This window comes from Enterococcus pernyi (assembly GCF_045371165.1).
Lineage (GTDB): Bacteria > Bacillota > Bacilli > Lactobacillales > Enterococcaceae > Enterococcus_B > Enterococcus_B pernyi.
Map to the genome: position 1 here is coordinate 493604 of NZ_JBIQDM010000001.1, position 16843 is coordinate 510446.

General features: G+C 37.4%; 18 protein-coding genes and 1 pseudogene. 16 read left to right on the top strand and 3 right to left on the bottom strand.

Annotation, left to right across the window (positions count from 1 at the left end; genetic code table 11):
• Positions 1-112 precede the first annotated feature (112 nt).
• Positions 113-646: a phenolic acid decarboxylase gene (gene padC, locus ACH0AK_RS02360; protein ID WP_023519065.1), complete on the bottom strand. Its 534-nt coding sequence runs from the start codon at positions 644-646 to the stop codon at positions 113-115.
• A gap of 103 nt (positions 647-749) precedes the next feature.
• On the opposite strand from padC, the gene ACH0AK_RS02365 reads away from it, so the two are divergent.
• Complete coding sequence (locus ACH0AK_RS02365) at positions 750-1298, top strand: PadR family transcriptional regulator (RefSeq protein WP_010736381.1); 549 nt, start codon at positions 750-752, stop codon at positions 1296-1298.
• 187 nt (positions 1299-1485) lie between these two features.
• Here the strand turns inward: ACH0AK_RS02365 and ACH0AK_RS02370 are convergent, their stop codons facing one another.
• The gene (locus ACH0AK_RS02370) at positions 1486-1953 is read right to left on the bottom strand and encodes a MerR family transcriptional regulator (protein WP_010736380.1); all 468 of its coding nucleotides are present in this window, start codon (positions 1951-1953) and stop codon (positions 1486-1488) included.
• Between the two features lie 134 nt (positions 1954-2087).
• Between ACH0AK_RS02370 and ACH0AK_RS02375 the strand changes: the two genes are divergently transcribed.
• The 4 genes and pseudogenes from ACH0AK_RS02375 (at position 2088) to ACH0AK_RS02390 (ending at position 5006) form a co-directional block, all read left to right on the top strand.
• Positions 2088-3560 (top strand): MDR family MFS transporter, encoded by a 1473-nt coding sequence (locus tag ACH0AK_RS02375; protein WP_499796711.1) that lies wholly within the window; start codon positions 2088-2090, stop codon positions 3558-3560.
• Complete coding sequence (locus ACH0AK_RS02380) at positions 3557-4264, top strand: DUF4811 domain-containing protein (protein ID WP_023519066.1); 708 nt, start codon at positions 3557-3559, stop codon at positions 4262-4264. The genes ACH0AK_RS02375 and ACH0AK_RS02380 overlap by 4 nt, the downstream gene beginning before the upstream one ends.
• Positions 4265-4419: 155 nt before the next feature.
• Positions 4420-4651 (top strand): annotated as a pseudogene (gene mazE / locus ACH0AK_RS02385) (type II toxin-antitoxin system PemI/MazE family antitoxin).
• Positions 4641-5006 carry a type II toxin-antitoxin system PemK/MazF family toxin gene (locus ACH0AK_RS02390; RefSeq protein ID WP_010736376.1) on the top strand — a complete coding sequence of 122 codons (366 nt, stop codon included), beginning with the start codon at positions 4641-4643 and terminating at the stop codon, positions 5004-5006. Before mazE ends, ACH0AK_RS02390 begins: the two are co-directional and overlap by 11 nt.
• A gap of 184 nt (positions 5007-5190) precedes the next feature.
• On the opposite strand, the gene ACH0AK_RS02395 is transcribed toward ACH0AK_RS02390, so the two are convergent.
• Positions 5191-7527, bottom strand: coding sequence for an ABC transporter ATP-binding protein/permease (locus ACH0AK_RS02395; protein ID WP_023519067.1), 2337 nt, complete (start codon positions 7525-7527; stop codon positions 5191-5193).
• Positions 7528-7672: 145 nt separating this feature from the next.
• On the opposite strand from ACH0AK_RS02395, the gene ACH0AK_RS02400 reads away from it, so the two are divergent.
• The 11 genes from ACH0AK_RS02400 to ACH0AK_RS02450 all read left to right on the top strand — a co-directional run bounded on the left by ACH0AK_RS02400 (position 7673) and on the right by ACH0AK_RS02450 (position 16830).
• Positions 7673-8341, top strand: coding sequence for a response regulator transcription factor (locus ACH0AK_RS02400; RefSeq protein ID WP_010736374.1), 669 nt, complete (start codon positions 7673-7675; stop codon positions 8339-8341).
• On the top strand, positions 8341-9405 hold the full coding sequence (locus ACH0AK_RS02405) for a HAMP domain-containing sensor histidine kinase (protein WP_010736373.1): 1065 nt from the start codon (positions 8341-8343) through the stop codon (positions 9403-9405). Before ACH0AK_RS02400 ends, ACH0AK_RS02405 begins: the two co-directional genes overlap by 1 nt.
• Positions 9406-9605: 200 nt before the next feature.
• Positions 9606-9932: a hypothetical protein gene (locus ACH0AK_RS02410; protein ID WP_023519069.1), complete on the top strand. Its 327-nt coding sequence runs from the start codon at positions 9606-9608 to the stop codon at positions 9930-9932.
• 360 nt (positions 9933-10292) lie between these two features.
• On the top strand, positions 10293-10610 hold the full coding sequence (locus ACH0AK_RS02415; RefSeq protein WP_010736371.1) for a PadR family transcriptional regulator: 318 nt from the start codon (positions 10293-10295) through the stop codon (positions 10608-10610).
• Entirely contained in the window at positions 10603-11217 is a 615-nt protein-coding gene (locus tag ACH0AK_RS02420; protein ID WP_010736370.1) for a DUF1700 domain-containing protein, read from the top strand. The genes ACH0AK_RS02415 and ACH0AK_RS02420 overlap by 8 nt, the downstream gene beginning before the upstream one ends.
• Positions 11218-11220: 3 nt before the next feature.
• Entirely contained in the window at positions 11221-12084 is an 864-nt protein-coding gene (locus tag ACH0AK_RS02425; protein WP_023519070.1) for a DUF4097 family beta strand repeat-containing protein, read from the top strand.
• A 195-nt stretch (positions 12085-12279) separates the two neighbouring features.
• Positions 12280-12771: a DUF5348 domain-containing protein gene (locus tag ACH0AK_RS02430; protein WP_010736368.1), complete on the top strand. Its 492-nt coding sequence runs from the start codon at positions 12280-12282 to the stop codon at positions 12769-12771.
• Positions 12772-12796: 25 nt separating this feature from the next.
• Positions 12797-13666 carry an SPFH domain-containing protein gene (locus tag ACH0AK_RS02435; RefSeq protein WP_023519071.1) on the top strand — a complete coding sequence of 290 codons (870 nt, stop codon included), beginning with the start codon at positions 12797-12799 and terminating at the stop codon, positions 13664-13666.
• 212 nt (positions 13667-13878) lie between these two features.
• Entirely contained in the window at positions 13879-14256 is a 378-nt protein-coding gene (locus ACH0AK_RS02440; protein ID WP_347081985.1) for a YxeA family protein, read from the top strand.
• The gene (locus tag ACH0AK_RS02445) at positions 14249-15001 is read left to right on the top strand and encodes an ABC transporter ATP-binding protein (protein WP_023519072.1); all 753 of its coding nucleotides are present in this window, start codon (positions 14249-14251) and stop codon (positions 14999-15001) included. Before ACH0AK_RS02440 ends, ACH0AK_RS02445 begins: the two co-directional genes overlap by 8 nt.
• A 14-nt stretch (positions 15002-15015) precedes the next feature.
• Positions 15016-16830 (top strand): FtsX-like permease family protein, encoded by a 1815-nt coding sequence (locus ACH0AK_RS02450; RefSeq protein WP_071866601.1) that lies wholly within the window; start codon positions 15016-15018, stop codon positions 16828-16830.
• Positions 16831-16843: the final 13 nt, after the last annotated feature.

The window sequence follows — 16843 nt, forward strand, 5'->3', positions numbered from 1 at the left end:
ACAATAAAATAAAGGGTAGAAACAAAAGCCTCCGTTTATAATGATCAAAAAGCCACTGGTCTTCATCAATTGAAGGAGTGGCTTTTGATTTTATACGAGTGAGGTAGAGTGATTATTTATTGATACGACGGTAGTTTTCATCGAAGTAACGACCTTCACGAATGTCTTTTGGCATTCCTTCATAAGGTTCTTCGCTAATTACATCTTCATTATCAACACCCGCATCACCCATATAAGTAATTGTCGCAAATTCTGGAACGACTAGTTTTGGATATGTTTCATATTTTTCACGAGCAGCTTCCATTTCCGCAATATGTTCGTTTTGGAAAGTGACAGTGATCTCTGGATGTTCTTCGACCCATTTAGGGAAGAAAATCGTGCCATGGAGTTTTTTCTCATTTGGCATAAAGTCTAAAGCAACGTCTGTACCAGTTGGTTCAGTCCAAGTGATTTTAAAAACACCATCTGTTAATTTTACAATATCTGCTTCTTGATCTTTGACCCAACGCCCTTTGACCATTCCGCCATGAATACGATAGTCAACGGTGTGGTCATTTTTTGCATACCATTCATATTCCCAACCATTATCATACGTATAGATAAAGTGAGTTCCAATAAAATCTTCTAAGTTTTTGAATTGTTTCATGTAAAACATCTCCCTTTAAATTAAAACATGTAATAATTTACATGTTTTTGATTACGTGATTATGATAGAATGATTTTGAGAGAATGTCAAGGAGGAAATTTTGATGGCTAGAAAAAATACATTACGCTATATATTACTGGGATTACTGAGCAAAAAAAATCAAACGGGGTATGAATTGAATCAAGCATTCAAAAATGAAATCGGTGAATTCTGGCAGGCAAAGCATAGTCAGATCTATCCTGAACTGGCCAAAATGGAAGAACTAGGAATCATCAAACATGAAGTAGGAATCACTGGAGTCAAGCTAGAAAAGAAAATTTATCAGCTGACTGAAGAAGGGCGTGTTTTGTTAAACGAATGGATCCATACCTCGCCAAATGAACTTCCAGTCAATCGAGACGAATTTGTCTTGAAACTTTATTTTGTGAAAGATATCAATGATCCAACATGGATTGAGATTCTTGAACAGCAAAAGGAGCTTCATGAAGAAAAAAGACAGCATTTATTCGCCCGACAACAAGTGATTTTCCCGACAGAAAAAGACCAACATGAAAATTATGGCCATTATCTGATCTTGTCTCACGCAATCAATCGAGAAACCGAATATATCAATTGGTTGACACAAGTATTGGAACAAGAAATAAGAAAATAAATGGAAAGTTTATGACAAACAACTTAAAAAGGCGACAACCACAAAAATTTGAAAAACAATTTTCGTGGATGGCGCCTTATTTCTCGAGGCTGAACACTTCTGTCTAGACCTCGTGGTGGCTTTTTTATTTAACTGTAGCAAGTCGGCTACAAGTTCTAATGGAGTAAAAAAAAACTGCGATCTTTTCTTATTTTTCCAGTACTTTTTTAGGATCGATCGTTTCATCTGCTGGAAGGATCTTATAAGATAGTTCATCCGTTTCTTCGTCATGAATAATACATAGCTGTTCCAGATCATTGAAGTCGCCAATTAAAAGGAGTGTATAACGTTCATCAATCAATTGGATGTCTTTGATGGACTTTGAGAAAACTTTTCGGACATGGTGCATTTTGTTTAAACGTTCCTGAGCTTTTTCAGCGGCTTTGGTCAACGTGTACCCTTCATCTAAAAATTTCTTGATGATCTCAACTTTGACCACTGTCGGTAATCGGTATTTTCTTGAACAATTCGCGTCAGCAGTAACGGATTGGATAAAGCCTTTTTGTTCCCAGTATCTCAATTGTCGTGGTGAAACTCCGACGATCTCACTCAATTCACTAATGCCTACTAATAAATGGTCATTTTCCAATAATTGTTTAAGTGAAGCTCCCACCATTCGTCACACTCCTTTGTTGGTCGTTCCCTTAATTATACTTTTGTTGACTATCATGTCAAGTAGGTTGACAAAAGTTAAAAATAGGAATAAAGTATCTTAGTGGTTTCAGAAAACATTCAGAAAGAAGGAGAAATATGAGTAAGAATCAACCCGTAGATATTTACGGAAAACCATATAATCGTACACTATTAGTTGTCGTGTTATTGATTGGGACATTTTGTACGGTCTTGAATCAGACCTTATTGACAACTGCTTTTCCAGCATTGATGAAAGCTTTTGATATTTCAGCTTCTGATGTGCAATGGTTGACAACAGGCTTTTTACTAGTGAACGGGATCATGATTCCGATTACTGCTTGGTTGATCAATAAATTTAGTTCTAGAAAATTATATCTGTCAGCTATGACGATTTTTTTGATTGGAACGATTACCTGTTTTACTGCTCCTAACTTTAGTACGCTACTGATTGGACGTTTGATCCAAGCGTGTGGTGTAGGGGTATCTATGCCATTATTGCAAAATATCATGCTATCGATCTTCCCACCAGAAAAAAGAGGTTCTGCTATGGGAATGTCTGGGATCGTTATCGGATTAGCCCCAGCATTAGGCCCAACACTATCTGGTTATATCATTGATAACTATCATTGGCGCGATTTATTTGGAATGGTTATTCCCATCGTCGTTCTTGTTTTAGTACTTGCGTTCTTTTTGATGAAGAGTGTGATTCCTTTATCCAATCCAAGTATCGATATTTTCTCTGCCATTCTTTCAACAATTGGATTTGGTAGTTTGCTATACGGATTTTCAAGCGTAGGAGACGCCGGTTGGGGAAGTACGAAAGTAATCAGCTTCTTGATCGTTGGTGTGATTTTCATCGCCGCATTTGCTTGGCGTCAATTACATTTAGAACATCCATTCTTAGAGTTGCGCGTTTTTAAATCACCAACCTTTACGATTGCAGCGATTTTAGCTGGCGTAACGAATATGGCGATGGTCGGTGCGGAAATGGTTGTGCCATTGTATATTCAAAATATTCGTGGAGAATCGGCATTCCACTCTGGCTTGATGTTGCTTCCTGGTGCATTGATCATGGGTGCCATGATGCCGATCACTGGTGCGATTTTTGATAAAAACGGGGCAAAACGTCTTGCGATTGTTGGGATGTTCATCCTAACAGCAGCTACAGCACCTTTTGCCTTCTTGACTGAAACGACACCTGTTTTGTATATCGTCATTCTTTATGCGATCCGAATGTTTGGGATCTCGATGGTCATGATGCCGGTGACAACATCAGGAATGAATGCTTTACCTAACAACTTGATCAGCCACGGAACAGCAGTGAACAATACCTTCCGCCAAATTGCAAGTTCAATCGGAACTGCGATTTTGATCAGTGTGTTGACAAATGTTACGAAAGACAATCTACCAACGGATGCTGTGTTGAAAAGTACACCTTTAGCCTATAAAGATCAAGCAATCAACGCGACTTTATCTGGTTACCATGCAGCCTTCTTTGTCGCAATCATATTCGGCTTGATCGGCTTTGCGATTGCTTTCTTCTTAAAAAGAAAAGAACCAGTAGTGGTGGAAGTGGGGGATAACGCATGATTATTTTCGTATTGATTGCCAGTGTCATTGCTTTTGCTTTGACGAATGTGTTTGCCAAAAAAATGTGGCAAACACTTCTTTCACTCGTCTTTGGCTTACTGTTTGTTCTCTCGTTAGGACTGATCGTAGAAAATATCACGAATCATTTTGGGATGGAAGAAGTGACAGAAACAAAAACGACTCCGCTCGTTTCCAGTGCGGATCAGTCAGATGTAAATATGTTGCTTTATCAGTCACTAGGAGATGGGACAGAAAAAGTCTACTTATATCGAACAGATGACAAGCAAAAAGAACCAAAAGCTACTGGCACAAAAAATGAAACAAATAAGGTTCAACAAACGGATGGCAAAGCAGAAAAAGTCAGTGAAACAACTTATTGGGTTTATAAAAATGACCAATACAAATTCTGGTTCAACTTAGCGGATAATAACCATGAATATGAACGCCGGGTCAATACGTTCAAACTTCCGAATGATTGGATCGAATTAAGTACTGACCAAGCTTCTGAGTTGGCAAAACGTGTCGAAGAACAAAAAAGCACGATGGAAGCCGATGCACAAAAATTTGTCAAAGAAGGCTTGATGAAAGCCATTGCCCAAAATCCAGCGATGTCTCAAGAAGAACAACAACAAGTATCAAAAGACTTAGCGACAGCTTATCAAAAACAAGCATTGGCAAAATTAATCGCAGAAGTGAAGAAGTAAATAGTTTAATAATATGATAAAAATAGTGGATGAAGTATTCGACAACATACTTTATCCACTATTTTTTTATGTAAGTAGGAATGAAGAAAAATTAGATTTTTACGTATTTAGAGAGTAGAGGATAGAAAGTTCGTAAAAGAAAGGAGGAATGACTTATGATTTCAACAAAAACAAGAAAACAAGGGAATTCCCTTGTGATTACACTTCCTGCAAAGTTAGGCATAAAAGAAGGTGAAGAATTTAATATTATAAAAAAAGAAAATGGCACGGTTGCTTTAATTCCAAAAGTTGAAGATTTTTTTTGAATCTGCTAAAGAAGGCGAATTTTATTTACCAGAATTAGGGGTTGATTATATGCCACATGGAGGAAAACTAGATGAGCTATAAGCCACGTCAACGAGATATCGTTCTTTTTTACTTTGAACCGTCAAAAGGTTATGAAGTTAAGAAGAGACGACCGGCTTTAATTATGAGTAAGGATGCGTACAATTTAGCAACGAATTTAATTATCGTATGCCCAATTACTACAAGTGATAAAAATAGACCATTTCTTGTGCCTATTCAAAGCGATAAGTTCAAGCTAGATGAAGTAAAGAGAAGCAAAGTAAATACGCTTCAAGTATTCTCTCTTGACTATACCGAAAAAGCTAAAAGAAATGTTAAATACATTGATACATTAGAGGAAGAAGCTTTTTTTGATATTGCACAAAGATTTCTTAAAAATTTTTCTTTCCCTATTTAGAGATCGGGTGGTTGAGAATCAATTTATCTTAGGAAGAATCAACTTATTTCATTTGATATGTAGATATATAGGCCATTTTTAGAAACCGCGAGCTACATAGTACGAACAAAAGAATAAAGCAAAAACACAATTGGTTTTGACAAGTGATATCAAAACCAACTGTGTTTTTTTCTATTATATTTTACTATTCTGCTCTTAAAGCAATCGCTGCATCTTTCTTCGCTGCCATACGAGCTGGGATGTGTCCGCCTAACATCGTTAAGATCGTTGATACAACAATCAAAATCAAGGCGTGTACAGGATTTAGTTGAGCAACATTTTCTAAATCAGTCATATTGTACAAGAGACTATTGATTGGGAAAGTCGCTAGCCAAGCAATCAAGACCCCTAATAAACCAGAAGAAATCCCTAAGATACAAGTCTCTGCATCGAATACCCGCGTGATATCTTTCTTACGCGCACCTAATGCTTTCAAGACACCGATTTCCTTCGTCCGTTCGATCACAGAAGTATAAGTGATGATGCTGATCATGATCATACTTGTTACAAGTGAAATACCAGCAAAAGCAATCAGGACATACGTGATGGCATCCATCAATCCACCAGTCAATTCGGTCATTGTTCCAGCTAAATCAGAATAGATGATTTTATCTTCATCTGATTTTCCTTTGTTGAATTCATCTAAATAGTTTAGAATCTCTTCTTTATCGCCAAAATTATTTGGATAGATCATGATGCTTGAAGGTAAGCTGTCTCCACCTAAATAGCTGATCAGCGTTTGTTTTGCTGAGTCATCTACTTTTTCGGTCGTCAATACGTTCATATCGCTGTCTTTTTGCGCTTGAACGATTTCAGAATTTTTGTTTTCATTGACGATTTCTGTTGTCAATTGGTCGCTGTAAGCAATACCCGGAGATAACAGATTCATCGTAGAAGAAGATTTGACCCGTAGAATACCAGAAATCTTAACCTCTCTGGAGGCATCTTCGTACATCGCTTGGTAATCCGTATTAGGAATGAAGTTTCCTGTCGGTAATTTTGTATAGTACGTATCATTGTTCACTAATTTGAAAGTTGTTCCGACGATCTTGTCAAAATCAAGCGTTTCGCCGTCTTTCACATCAAAGCCTAAATTTTTCAACGCATTGATGTTGGTATTGTTATTACCATCCACGATCAATACGACATCATTTGCAGAGGTCGGATAACTACCAGAAAGTAATGAGTAATTTGATTCTAAGAAATTGTCTTTTTGGTCGTCTAGTTGTGTTGGGAAACTAGAAACACCTACGCCAGTCATGGAAGACATCGCACTTGAGAAGGACAGTGATTCAGTATCTGGGTTTTGATTCGAAAAGCTAACAGGCTGTACTTTGCCGTCAACATCTCTTAATAAATTGATACCAGTCGTGCGGGTAAAACCAATATTATTACTTAAATCAGGATCGATACTCGTTACATAATCAACATATTCTTGGTCAATATTATTCGTATGTTGTGCACGGTCTTCATCGCTGATTTTTGCGGTAACAGTTTTTGTATCTGGATATTCGGCTGTGTTGGAACTCAAGCCATCCGATTCAGAAGGAGGACTAGTGGTGACTTTGGAAATCGTAATTGGAAAACGAGCCATCGTTTCTGACTGTGTTTGATCAATTTGTTTTTGGAATCCTGTAGATAGGGCTAATACGATCGCAATCCCAATAATCCCGATACTTGAAGCAAAGGAAGTCAAAAATGTCCGGCCTTTTTTTGTGCGAATATTATTGAAAGATAATTTTAATGCGGTCCAAAAGCTCATCTTTGTCCGACGTAGATTAAATTGATCATCTTTTGGACGTTCGATATGTGGATTAGAATCAGAAACGATTTTTCCATCTGAGAACTCAATGATCCGATCGGCATATTCATGTGCCAACTCAGGGTTATGTGTGACCATGATCACTAGTTTCTCATTGGATAGTTCTTCAATCAACTTCATGATTTGGACACTTGTTTCTGTGTCTAAAGCACCGGTTGGCTCATCACATAAAAGGATGTCAGGGTCATTGGCTAAAGCACGTGCAATTGCGACACGTTGCATTTGTCCACCAGATAATTGATTGGGTTTTTTGTGCATGTGGTCGGTCAATCCAACACGACGCAATGATTCCTCCGCTTTTTTCCGTTTTTCATCTTTAGAGACACCACTTAATGTCATGCCAAGTTCAACATTTTCAATGATTCCTAAATGCCCGATCAAGTTATAACTTTGGAAAACAAAACCGATGGAATTATTACGATAAGCATCCCAATCGCTGTCTTTAAAATCTTTTGTGGACTTCCCGTTGATGACCATATCGCCAGAGTCATAATTATCCAAGCCGCCGATCACGTTCAACATGGTTGTTTTACCAGATCCACTTGGGCCTAAAATGGCTACAAATTCTTTTTTTCTAAAAGCGACGGATACGCCGTCTAATGCTTTTGTCGTTGTTTCACCAACTTTATAATATTTCTTTATCTCTTTTAATTGTAACATTGTCACCCTTCTTTCCGTTTGAAATATTCGTTATACTAATAAGTATAACAGAACAACGAACGTAGTATAATGAATGAATGTTAACTGAATATGAACAATCAGAAAAAAAACTGAAATTTTTCAAATAATTACATGAGGAGAAATGATGAATCGAATATTACTAGTAGAAGATGATGAGCGTTTGCAACAACTTTATCAATCCGTTTTAGAACGCGCTGGTTTTTTGGTTTTCGCAGTCGCAAATGGGACCGAAGCTTTGAAGCAATTAGAGAGTACTCAAGTGGATGTGATCATCACAGATATTATGATGCCTGTGATGGATGGGTATGAACTGTTGGAAACTTTACGAAGCAGTCGCGTAGAAACACCTGTGTTGATCATCACAGCGAAAGCAGATTTTGAAGATAAAAAGAAGGGGTTTCAACTGGGAACGGATGACTATATGACGAAACCAGTAGATGTCAATGAAATGGTGTTGCGGGTAGAGGCCTTGTTACGGCGAGCGAAAATCAATCATAGCCATCAATTGAACATTGGACAAACTAGCTTGAACCAAGAAACATATGAAGTGATCAAGCAGGATCAAGCCATCTTACTTCCACAAAAAGAATTTCAATTATTGTACAAACTACTTTCTTATCCAAATAAGATTTTTACACGACAACAATTAATGGATGATATATGGGGGTTGGATACCAATACGGAAGAACGGACGATTGATGTGCATATCAAACGATTACGCACGCGTTTTATTGAAAATGATGATTTTCAGATCATAACAGTTCGTGGCTTAGGCTATAAGGCGGTGATTTGATGCGTAAAAAAATCTTTTCACAATTATGGATTTATTTTGCTTGCATTGTGTTTATTTCCATTTTAGTTACTTTGTTGTGTTTCTTAGGTTTTATTTTCTTGCTGTCACACAAAACAGTCCCTGCTTCAGAGCAACAAGCGACATGGTTTCCTTTAGTCGTTTTTGCAGGATTTAGTATGATGGTGGGCACAGGGATCTCGATCTTTGTCGGTCGGCGGATCTTGCTGCCGATCAGTGATTTACGAACCAATATGAGCAAAGTAGCAACTGGCGATTTTTCGATTCGGATGGATGAGCAACAAAAAGTCGAAGAGGTGCAGCAACTATATAAAGATTTCAACGTGATGGTCCAAGAATTGAGTAGTATCGAAACGTTACGAAATGACTTTGTTTCCAATGTTTCTCATGAATTTAAGACGCCTCTTGCCACGATCCAAGGATACGTCCAGTTATTGCAGGCGCCTAACATTTCAGAAGAAGAAAAGCAGGTTTTCTTGCAACGGATCATTGAGAGCATCACTCAGCTTTCGCAATTGACAGAGAACACACTGAAATTGAATAAATTAGAAAATCAGCGAATCAAATTAGAAAAGCGCCCTTTTCGTTTAGATGAACAGATTCGTGAAGTGATTGTTTTTTTACAACCTAAATGGGAGCAAGAACACCTTCAACTGGAGATCGATCTGGAAAGTGTCAACTTTGTCGGTAATGAAGAATTTCTATATCAAGTCTGGCTGAATCTCATGGACAATGCCATCAAGTACAATCAACCACAAGGGAAAATCAAGATTCGCCTAACACAAAATGCCACTCAAGTAATCGTTGAAGTGACAGATTCTGGCGTGGGAATGGATCAAGAAACACAAGCACGACTCTTTGAGAAATTTTATCAAGGGGAATCCAGCCGTCAATTTTCTGGGAACGGGCTGGGCTTATCACTAGTCAAAAAAATCGTTGAGTTGCATCATGGAAAAATCAGTTATAACAGTATCTCAAAAGTAGGTACGACTGTCATCATTCAATTAGACAAAGAAAACACGTCGCTAACTTATCCGGTGGAATAAGATCCAGGGAAATGAACAGTTAATGATCTATAGGAGCAATAAACCAACAAAAACAAAGAAAAAAACGCCACTTCTGATTTAATCGTTCTAAGGTGTATTTTTCAAGTAATATAAAGATGGAAAAGTGTACGAAGTCATGTCGTACATAAGAGAGTATTCGTATATTTTTCTAATAACCGTTATTGGAGGAATGATAGAAAATGAAAAAACAAGTAGTTTTATTGCTCGGACTTTTGACGTTAAGTGTTGGACTGAGCGGAGCCAATCCCATAGCCATTGCAGAGGAAACAACTCATTCTCATGGTACTCCCACAGTATTATTGCAACAGGATTCGGTCTTAAGTACACTTGTGGCAAGTTCAAGTGCAGAGGATGAAAAACAAACCGATCGTGGTATCGGTTATTATTGGAAATGCCATACATGCGGGTATAATAGTGAGTGGCATCTATTTGCTAGTACAGCTGTTTCTGCTGCCAATAAACATGCACAGCAATACAATCATGTCACCTCTGTTTATCCAAATTAGCAACTGACTATTTTAGAATGGAGTGGAACAAAAGATGAATGAAACGTGGTTGAGTAGGAATAAAAAAGAAGTGATCCGTTTCTCTCTTGCCGTTTTTCTAGGTTTTGTATTAAGTTTTATCGTGTTTACTTTGTTGTAGGTAAGAGGATAATAAGAAAGTATTCAAAAGGAACAAAGACCAGAAATCATTACGGTCTTTGTTCCTTTTTTGTAAGCAGAATTTTTATGATACTTAGCGTTGTTTTCGCGAATATTGAAGTAATTAGTGGGTATGATTGTGAATTTTACTTGCAAACAATATTATACGTGATATAATATTGGTAAATATAAAATATTGCAAACTATAAAGAAGGTGAAGTAATGCATATCCAAGTCCCAACAGTTTTACTCGATGGTACGGTTTTAGCAGCTTTAAGCAGAGAAGACATGTACGGTTACGCATTAACGAAGATCGTCCAAGAAAGTTTATCTGTCAGTGAATCAACGATGTATCCTGTTTTACGCAGATTAAAAAAAGAAGAATACTTAGAAACATACGACGAACCATTCGAAGGTAGAAATCGCCGATATTACCGCTTAACTCCGAAAGGACGTCAACATTTAGAAGAAATCATTGATAAATGGATCGTGTTTCGAGATTCCTTAAACCGATTACTGGAGGAGAATACGAATGAATGAATATTTAGATGATGTGTTGGACGAACTTCAAGAAATACCTGAAGATGATCGCTTTGATATTATTCAGTATTATGAAGAATACTTCTTGGATTCTGGCAAAACAGTAGAAGAAGTCGTGGATGAATATGGCTCGCCAAAGCAATTTGCCCTGAAACTGAAAATCAATTATTACTCGGAACAAGACGACGATGAATCAGAATACAGCCAAAGTCCTAAACGGAAAATCCGTTTGATTTGGATGATCGTCATTGGGTTGTGTGCATCACCTTTATTGATTCCTTTAGCATTAGCGTTTATTCTAGCGATTTTTGGTATTCTGCTTGGCTTAATTGGCGTGATCATTGGAATCTATGTCGTATGTATCAGTATTTTAGGAGCAGGTTTATTTTCGATCATTTCAGGTGTTGCTGTCTTGCAACAATCGATTGCTAGTGGGCTGTTCTTTGTAGGACTAGGGTTACTTGCCACAGGAGGTGCTGTCTTCTTTGCACCATTACTGTTAAAAGGAACTAAATGGTTATTCCAAATGATGATGAACTTTGTCAAGTGGGTAGGACGCCGGTTTATTACGAAACGAGCGATCCATACGACGAATAGTGGGGTGTAAAAAATGAAATTAAAATATATCTTGGGGATAGGTTTAGGACTGATGATCATCGGTGGCTTGACGGCAGGATTAAGTTATGCCTCTGGTGCCCAAACGAGTCTGACTTGGGAAGGTGGTCCAAGAATAATAGAAATGACTCGTGAAACAAAAGATTTTTCGTCTGAAAAAATTGAAAAAATCGTTGTACGAGCAGATCACCAAAATATCATGATCCAACGAGGCGTGAACTTTGAGGTTGAAACGTCTCATGACAAAACGCAAAAACCAAAAATCAATCTGGAAGATCACACATTGGATATTTCAGCTGATGGTCAAACACCGGCAGTGATGATCAATATGACAGACACACGTTCGATGTTGAAGATCACGATCCCTAAAACCATTTTCTTAAAAGAATTAGTGATTGAAGGGAAAAACAATGAATTGTTTTTAGATGAATTCAGTAGTAAGAAAATCAACTTGAATTTAGCAAATACTTGGACGTCGATCAATGAAGTAAGTGGGGAACTTCTTACTGTTGAAAATCAAATGGGCTCACTAGATTTACAGGAGTTTTCGATAGATAAAGTCAAATTAGCTACAAGTGATGGCAGTATCATTTTTAACGATAACGAAAAATCAATCAAAGGCGAAGTCACACTTCATAATAGTAGTATTGATTTTTATAACAACCAAGAGCAAGGATTAGCTGTGACATTAGAAGGGGATTCTTATATCAACAAAAATTATGAATCTTTGACAACCAAGACGTACAATCAAGGAAACAAAGATCTCAAAGTAACTGCTCATAATAGTCAAGTGAACTTGACGAATGAAGATTATGACGAGCCTCCGATGGATGATGAAGATTACGGCGAGTATGATTAATCGTTGAACAGTCAAGACTGTCTTTTTCTAAATAACGAATAAATAGTTGAAGAAGCGTATAATTCTTTATGGAATAAGGAATTATACGCTTTTTTATTTATTTTACATGAAATATCATCGCCTATCATTCAATAATATAGTAGAATAAGGAAAGGGAAAAACGTACATATATGGGGAAAATAGGGTGAATATTGAATGAAAACAGAGGAAATCAAGCGGGAAGAATTGAAAAGTGAATTAGGGAAATTGCATCATTTTTTAACAGAACTGAGTACCAAGTATTATGATACAGACAAAGAAAGGGTAACGATCCAATATCCAAATAATTCCGAAGGTCGACAACTTGAACAAGTGTACAACGAAATGTTCAAACATCTACTGAAAGTGAAAAAAGAATTAGATTATTATTCACTGCCAATCATCGATACGGGTATTTTAAAATACGATCAAACAAGTGAGCGATTTGTCTTCAAGTCGGTTCGTGAGAATCTTGAATTATCCGCCGGTATGGACCTAGAGATCTTAGTAGAAGACTATTTTACTGAAACAAAACAGTGGGTCCGTACACGATTAGAATATTTGCCAGAAGCATCAGGTGGCGTACACGAAAACGGTTGGTATATCACGGAAGACAAAGAATTGGAACTAGAAGGAGCCATGGCAAGGATTCGTAAAAAAACAGAATAGAACCAAGAAAATTAGGAGTGAGTAAATGAAAGAAAAAAAGGCTTTCACTATCAATGGCTATATAGGGCTATTTATTATTCTTCTAATGTTTGTCGTAGGAATCTTATTATTTTTCATAGGGGTTGCTCGATTTTTAGTTGGATTTTCAATTGTTGGGATTTTCTTGTGGTTGCTCGTTTTCTTAGCAATCAGCGGACTGACAGTAGTCAGCCCCAACCAAGCAAAGGCAATCGTCTTTTTTGGGCAATACATCGGAACGATTCGTGAGAGCGGTTTTTTCTTAACGATTCCTTTTGCACAAAAAATCAACTTGTCGTTAAAAGTTCGAAACTTCAATAGTTCGCTGTTGAAGGTCAATGACTTAGATGGAAATCCAATCGAGATTTCCGCTGTCGTCGTTTTTAAAGTAGTAGATACAGCTAAGGCGCTTTTTGATGTAGCAAACTATCATCAATTTGTTGAAATCCAAAGTGAAACCGCCATTCGTCATATCGCCAGTCAATATCCATATGATACATTCAACGAGGATGATCTTACTTTACGTGGAAATACCACTGCGATTTCAGATGAATTGGCAAAGGAATTACAAGAACGTTTATCGGTGGCGGGGGTCGAAGTTTTAGAGACGAGATTGAATCACTTGGCTTATGCAACAGAAATTGCCAGCGCGATGTTACAACGGCAACAAGCCAAAGCCATTTTATCTGCCCGTCAAACCATTGTTGAAGGCGCAGTGACGATGACACAAATGGCTCTGGAACAAATCGAAGCAGGTCAGGATATCACCTTTACCGATGATCGAAAGATCCAGTTGATCAACAATCTACTTGTATCGATCATTACTGATAAAGGCACACAACCAGTGATCAATACAGGTAATAACAAAGAAAAATAGCTGAATGAGGAAAGCATTCGTCAGTGGAATGCTTTCTCCAACGAATATCGGTTTGAATCAATAAAAAGGAATTTGGAGTGGCTTACACCTCCAGATTCTTTTTTTTATGGGACATATGACAATAATGAAAGAGTTTTGATAGTAAAAAGAAAGGAATTTTCACGGATACTTGACTATACTTAATTTATCAGAACAGGAAAGAAGGAGTCACAATGAAAAAATTATTGATTGGGTTGGGAGCATTTATCATCATCGCTTTTGGTGGCTACCGTTTAGCAGATCATTTGATCATGGGTGGTGAAAGCTACTATGTTCAAATCACAACGGATGGTGAGAAACAGGTGGATCACGCTGACGGTGGACAAGAAATCATCAGTTATCGTTATGAACTACCTGGGTTTAATAAAGAAGGTAAAGAAAAAACAATGGACTTCAATGGTTTTCAAGAACGACCATTAAGAAAAGATGCATTTTTGAAAGTGACTTGGAATAAAAATAAAGGCGTGACGTCTTATGAGGAAGTACAGGCAAAAGACATTCCATCAGCAGCACAAGAAAAATTAATTAAAGGAACGGTCAATAATGGATAAAATCGTAGAAATCAAGAACGTAACAAAAGTTTACGGAAAAAGTAATGAGAAACAGACACAAGCATTGAACGGTATCAGTTTTAGTGTGGAAAAAGGCGAATTCATTGGTATCATGGGGGCTTCTGGATCAGGTAAATCAACCTTATTGAATATCTTATCAACATTAGATAAACCAACAAGTGGCACGATCCATATCAACCAAGCAGATGTCACGAAGTTGAAAGGAAATCAGTTAGCCGATTTTCGAGCAAAAGAAATCGGCTTTATCTTCCAAGATTTCAATCTTTTAGAGAACTTGACTGCACAAGAAAATATTGCAGTTCCGCTTTCTTTACAAGGCGTGAAACCAAAAGAAATCAAGAAAAAAGTCAATGCGGTGGCTGAACGCTTATCAATCAGTCACATATTAGACAGCTACCCCGCAAAAATCTCAGGTGGACAAAAACAACGGGTAGCAGCAGCCCGGGCACTAGTTACGCAACCAACGATTCTATTAGGGGATGAACCAACTGGTGCGTTGGATTCAAAAAGTGCGAAAGACCTATTAGATACGATGGAAGAATTGAATACAAATGATAAGGTTTCGATTCTGTTGGTGACACATGATGCTTTTTCAGCAAGTTACTGTCAACGAATCTTATTTATTAAAGATGGCGTGATCCATCAGGAAGTTAAACGCGGAGAACAAAGTCGTTCAGACTTTTATCGTCAAATATTAACGATTCTAGGTAATCTAGAACAGTAAGGGGGAAACTGAACATGCTTTGGAAATTATCACTTACTGGGATCAAGAGTCGGTTAAGAGACTATATTGTTCTATTTTCCGGTTTAGTCATGGCTTCAGCCATCTTTTATATGTTCGAGTCAATGGCCAGCAACACCGATTTTTTGAACAATAATTCCACTTTAGCGATGACAGTCTTTATCTTTCGCTTTGGGTCGGTATTATTGGGGATCATCACATTTGTTTACATTCTTTATGCCAACTCATTTTTGATGACGATGCGACAAAAAGATTATGCGATGTTTATGATGCTAGGAGCAAAAGGCCGGAAAATTGCCCAAATGATTTTCTCTGAGACCTTGATAGTAGGAACAGTCGCTACTTTGGTTGGTTCAGCGCTAGGTATTGGTTTAACAAGCGTCGTCCATCGACTATTAGTTGCCCAGTTAAATATTAAAATTACTCATTTTACACCGTTCAATATGAATGGATTATTGATTACTTTGCTGTTTTTCATCGTACTATTCTTATTAGCAGCGTTTGTCAATGCATTCTCGATTGTCAAAAAACCAATTTTGACTTTACTACGTGCGGATCAAACACCTGCGCAGATGAAACAACATAAATTCTTGTTTTTCCTTGAAGTAGTTTTAGGAATCATTTTTATCGGTGTCGGTTATTATATGATGGCAAATATCGGAACCTATCAGTTGATGGGAATCGCCGTCGCGTTAGTTACAATCGTTTTAGGAACGTATTTTATTTTCCATTCGGTCATCATTTTCTTCCTTAAACTATTGAAGAAAACAGAAAATCTTTCGATGAAAAAACTGAACAACTTTACGTTATCACAGTTAAGCTTCCGTATTCGTGAATACACACAAATGCTTTCAATGGTTGCGATGTTACTCGCATTAGCTTTAGGTGCATTAACAGTCGGTCTAGGCTTTAAAAACCAGATCACTCAGTTGACGAATGAAGTATCGAATTATGATCTAGTATTGAATCAATCAGAATTGATCGATCAATCTAAAGTGGCGAAACTTTCACCAACGATCAACGCGGTCTATCAACAAAAAGAAGACGAAAAAACAGTGTACTATAACTATAGTGAGTTTGAACAAGATCCATTTTTGATTATGGAAAATCAAACACCTAACACTGGGGAAAGAAACGTCAAAACGAAAAAAGTAACCGCAGAAGAATTAGCGACAAACTTAAACTATCAAGATGAGTTGCGCTATTACGAATTGCCAGAACAACGAGAAAAAGAAATCAAATTACTGCCAGCAGAAGAATTTGCTCAATTAAATCTTCCACAAACCAGTATGCAACTGATCCAAGCAAAAGATTTCCATGAGAGTATTGAACAAATTGGTGATCTGGTAGCAGAAAACAATAAAAATAATGAATCATTAAAAGATGGAATGTTTAGTTTCACGCAAAAATATGATGCGTACCAAATGATCAATGGTATGTTCTCAGGCTTTGAATTCATGGGCTTCTTTTTAGGGATCGCCTTCTTGACAATGTTAGCAAGTTGCTTGATGTTCAAGATCCTCTCAGGTAGCAAGAGTGATGTCGTTCGTTACGAGATGCTCGGTAAGATCGGTGCTCGTCAAGCATTGTTAAAACAATCGATTCGTCGAGAAATCGGTATTCTCTTCTTAGCACCAGGGATTCTAGGAGCCATCCATGTATTATTTGGACTTCAAATGTTTACTGTTTTGATGGATGATCCATATCACAACTTATGGATACCATTTACAATATTCTTTGTTCTCTACTTTATCTACTATGTTGTAACTACTTGGCTGTACACAGGCATCGTTTTGAACAAAAAAGAATAAGTTGAGCTTGATA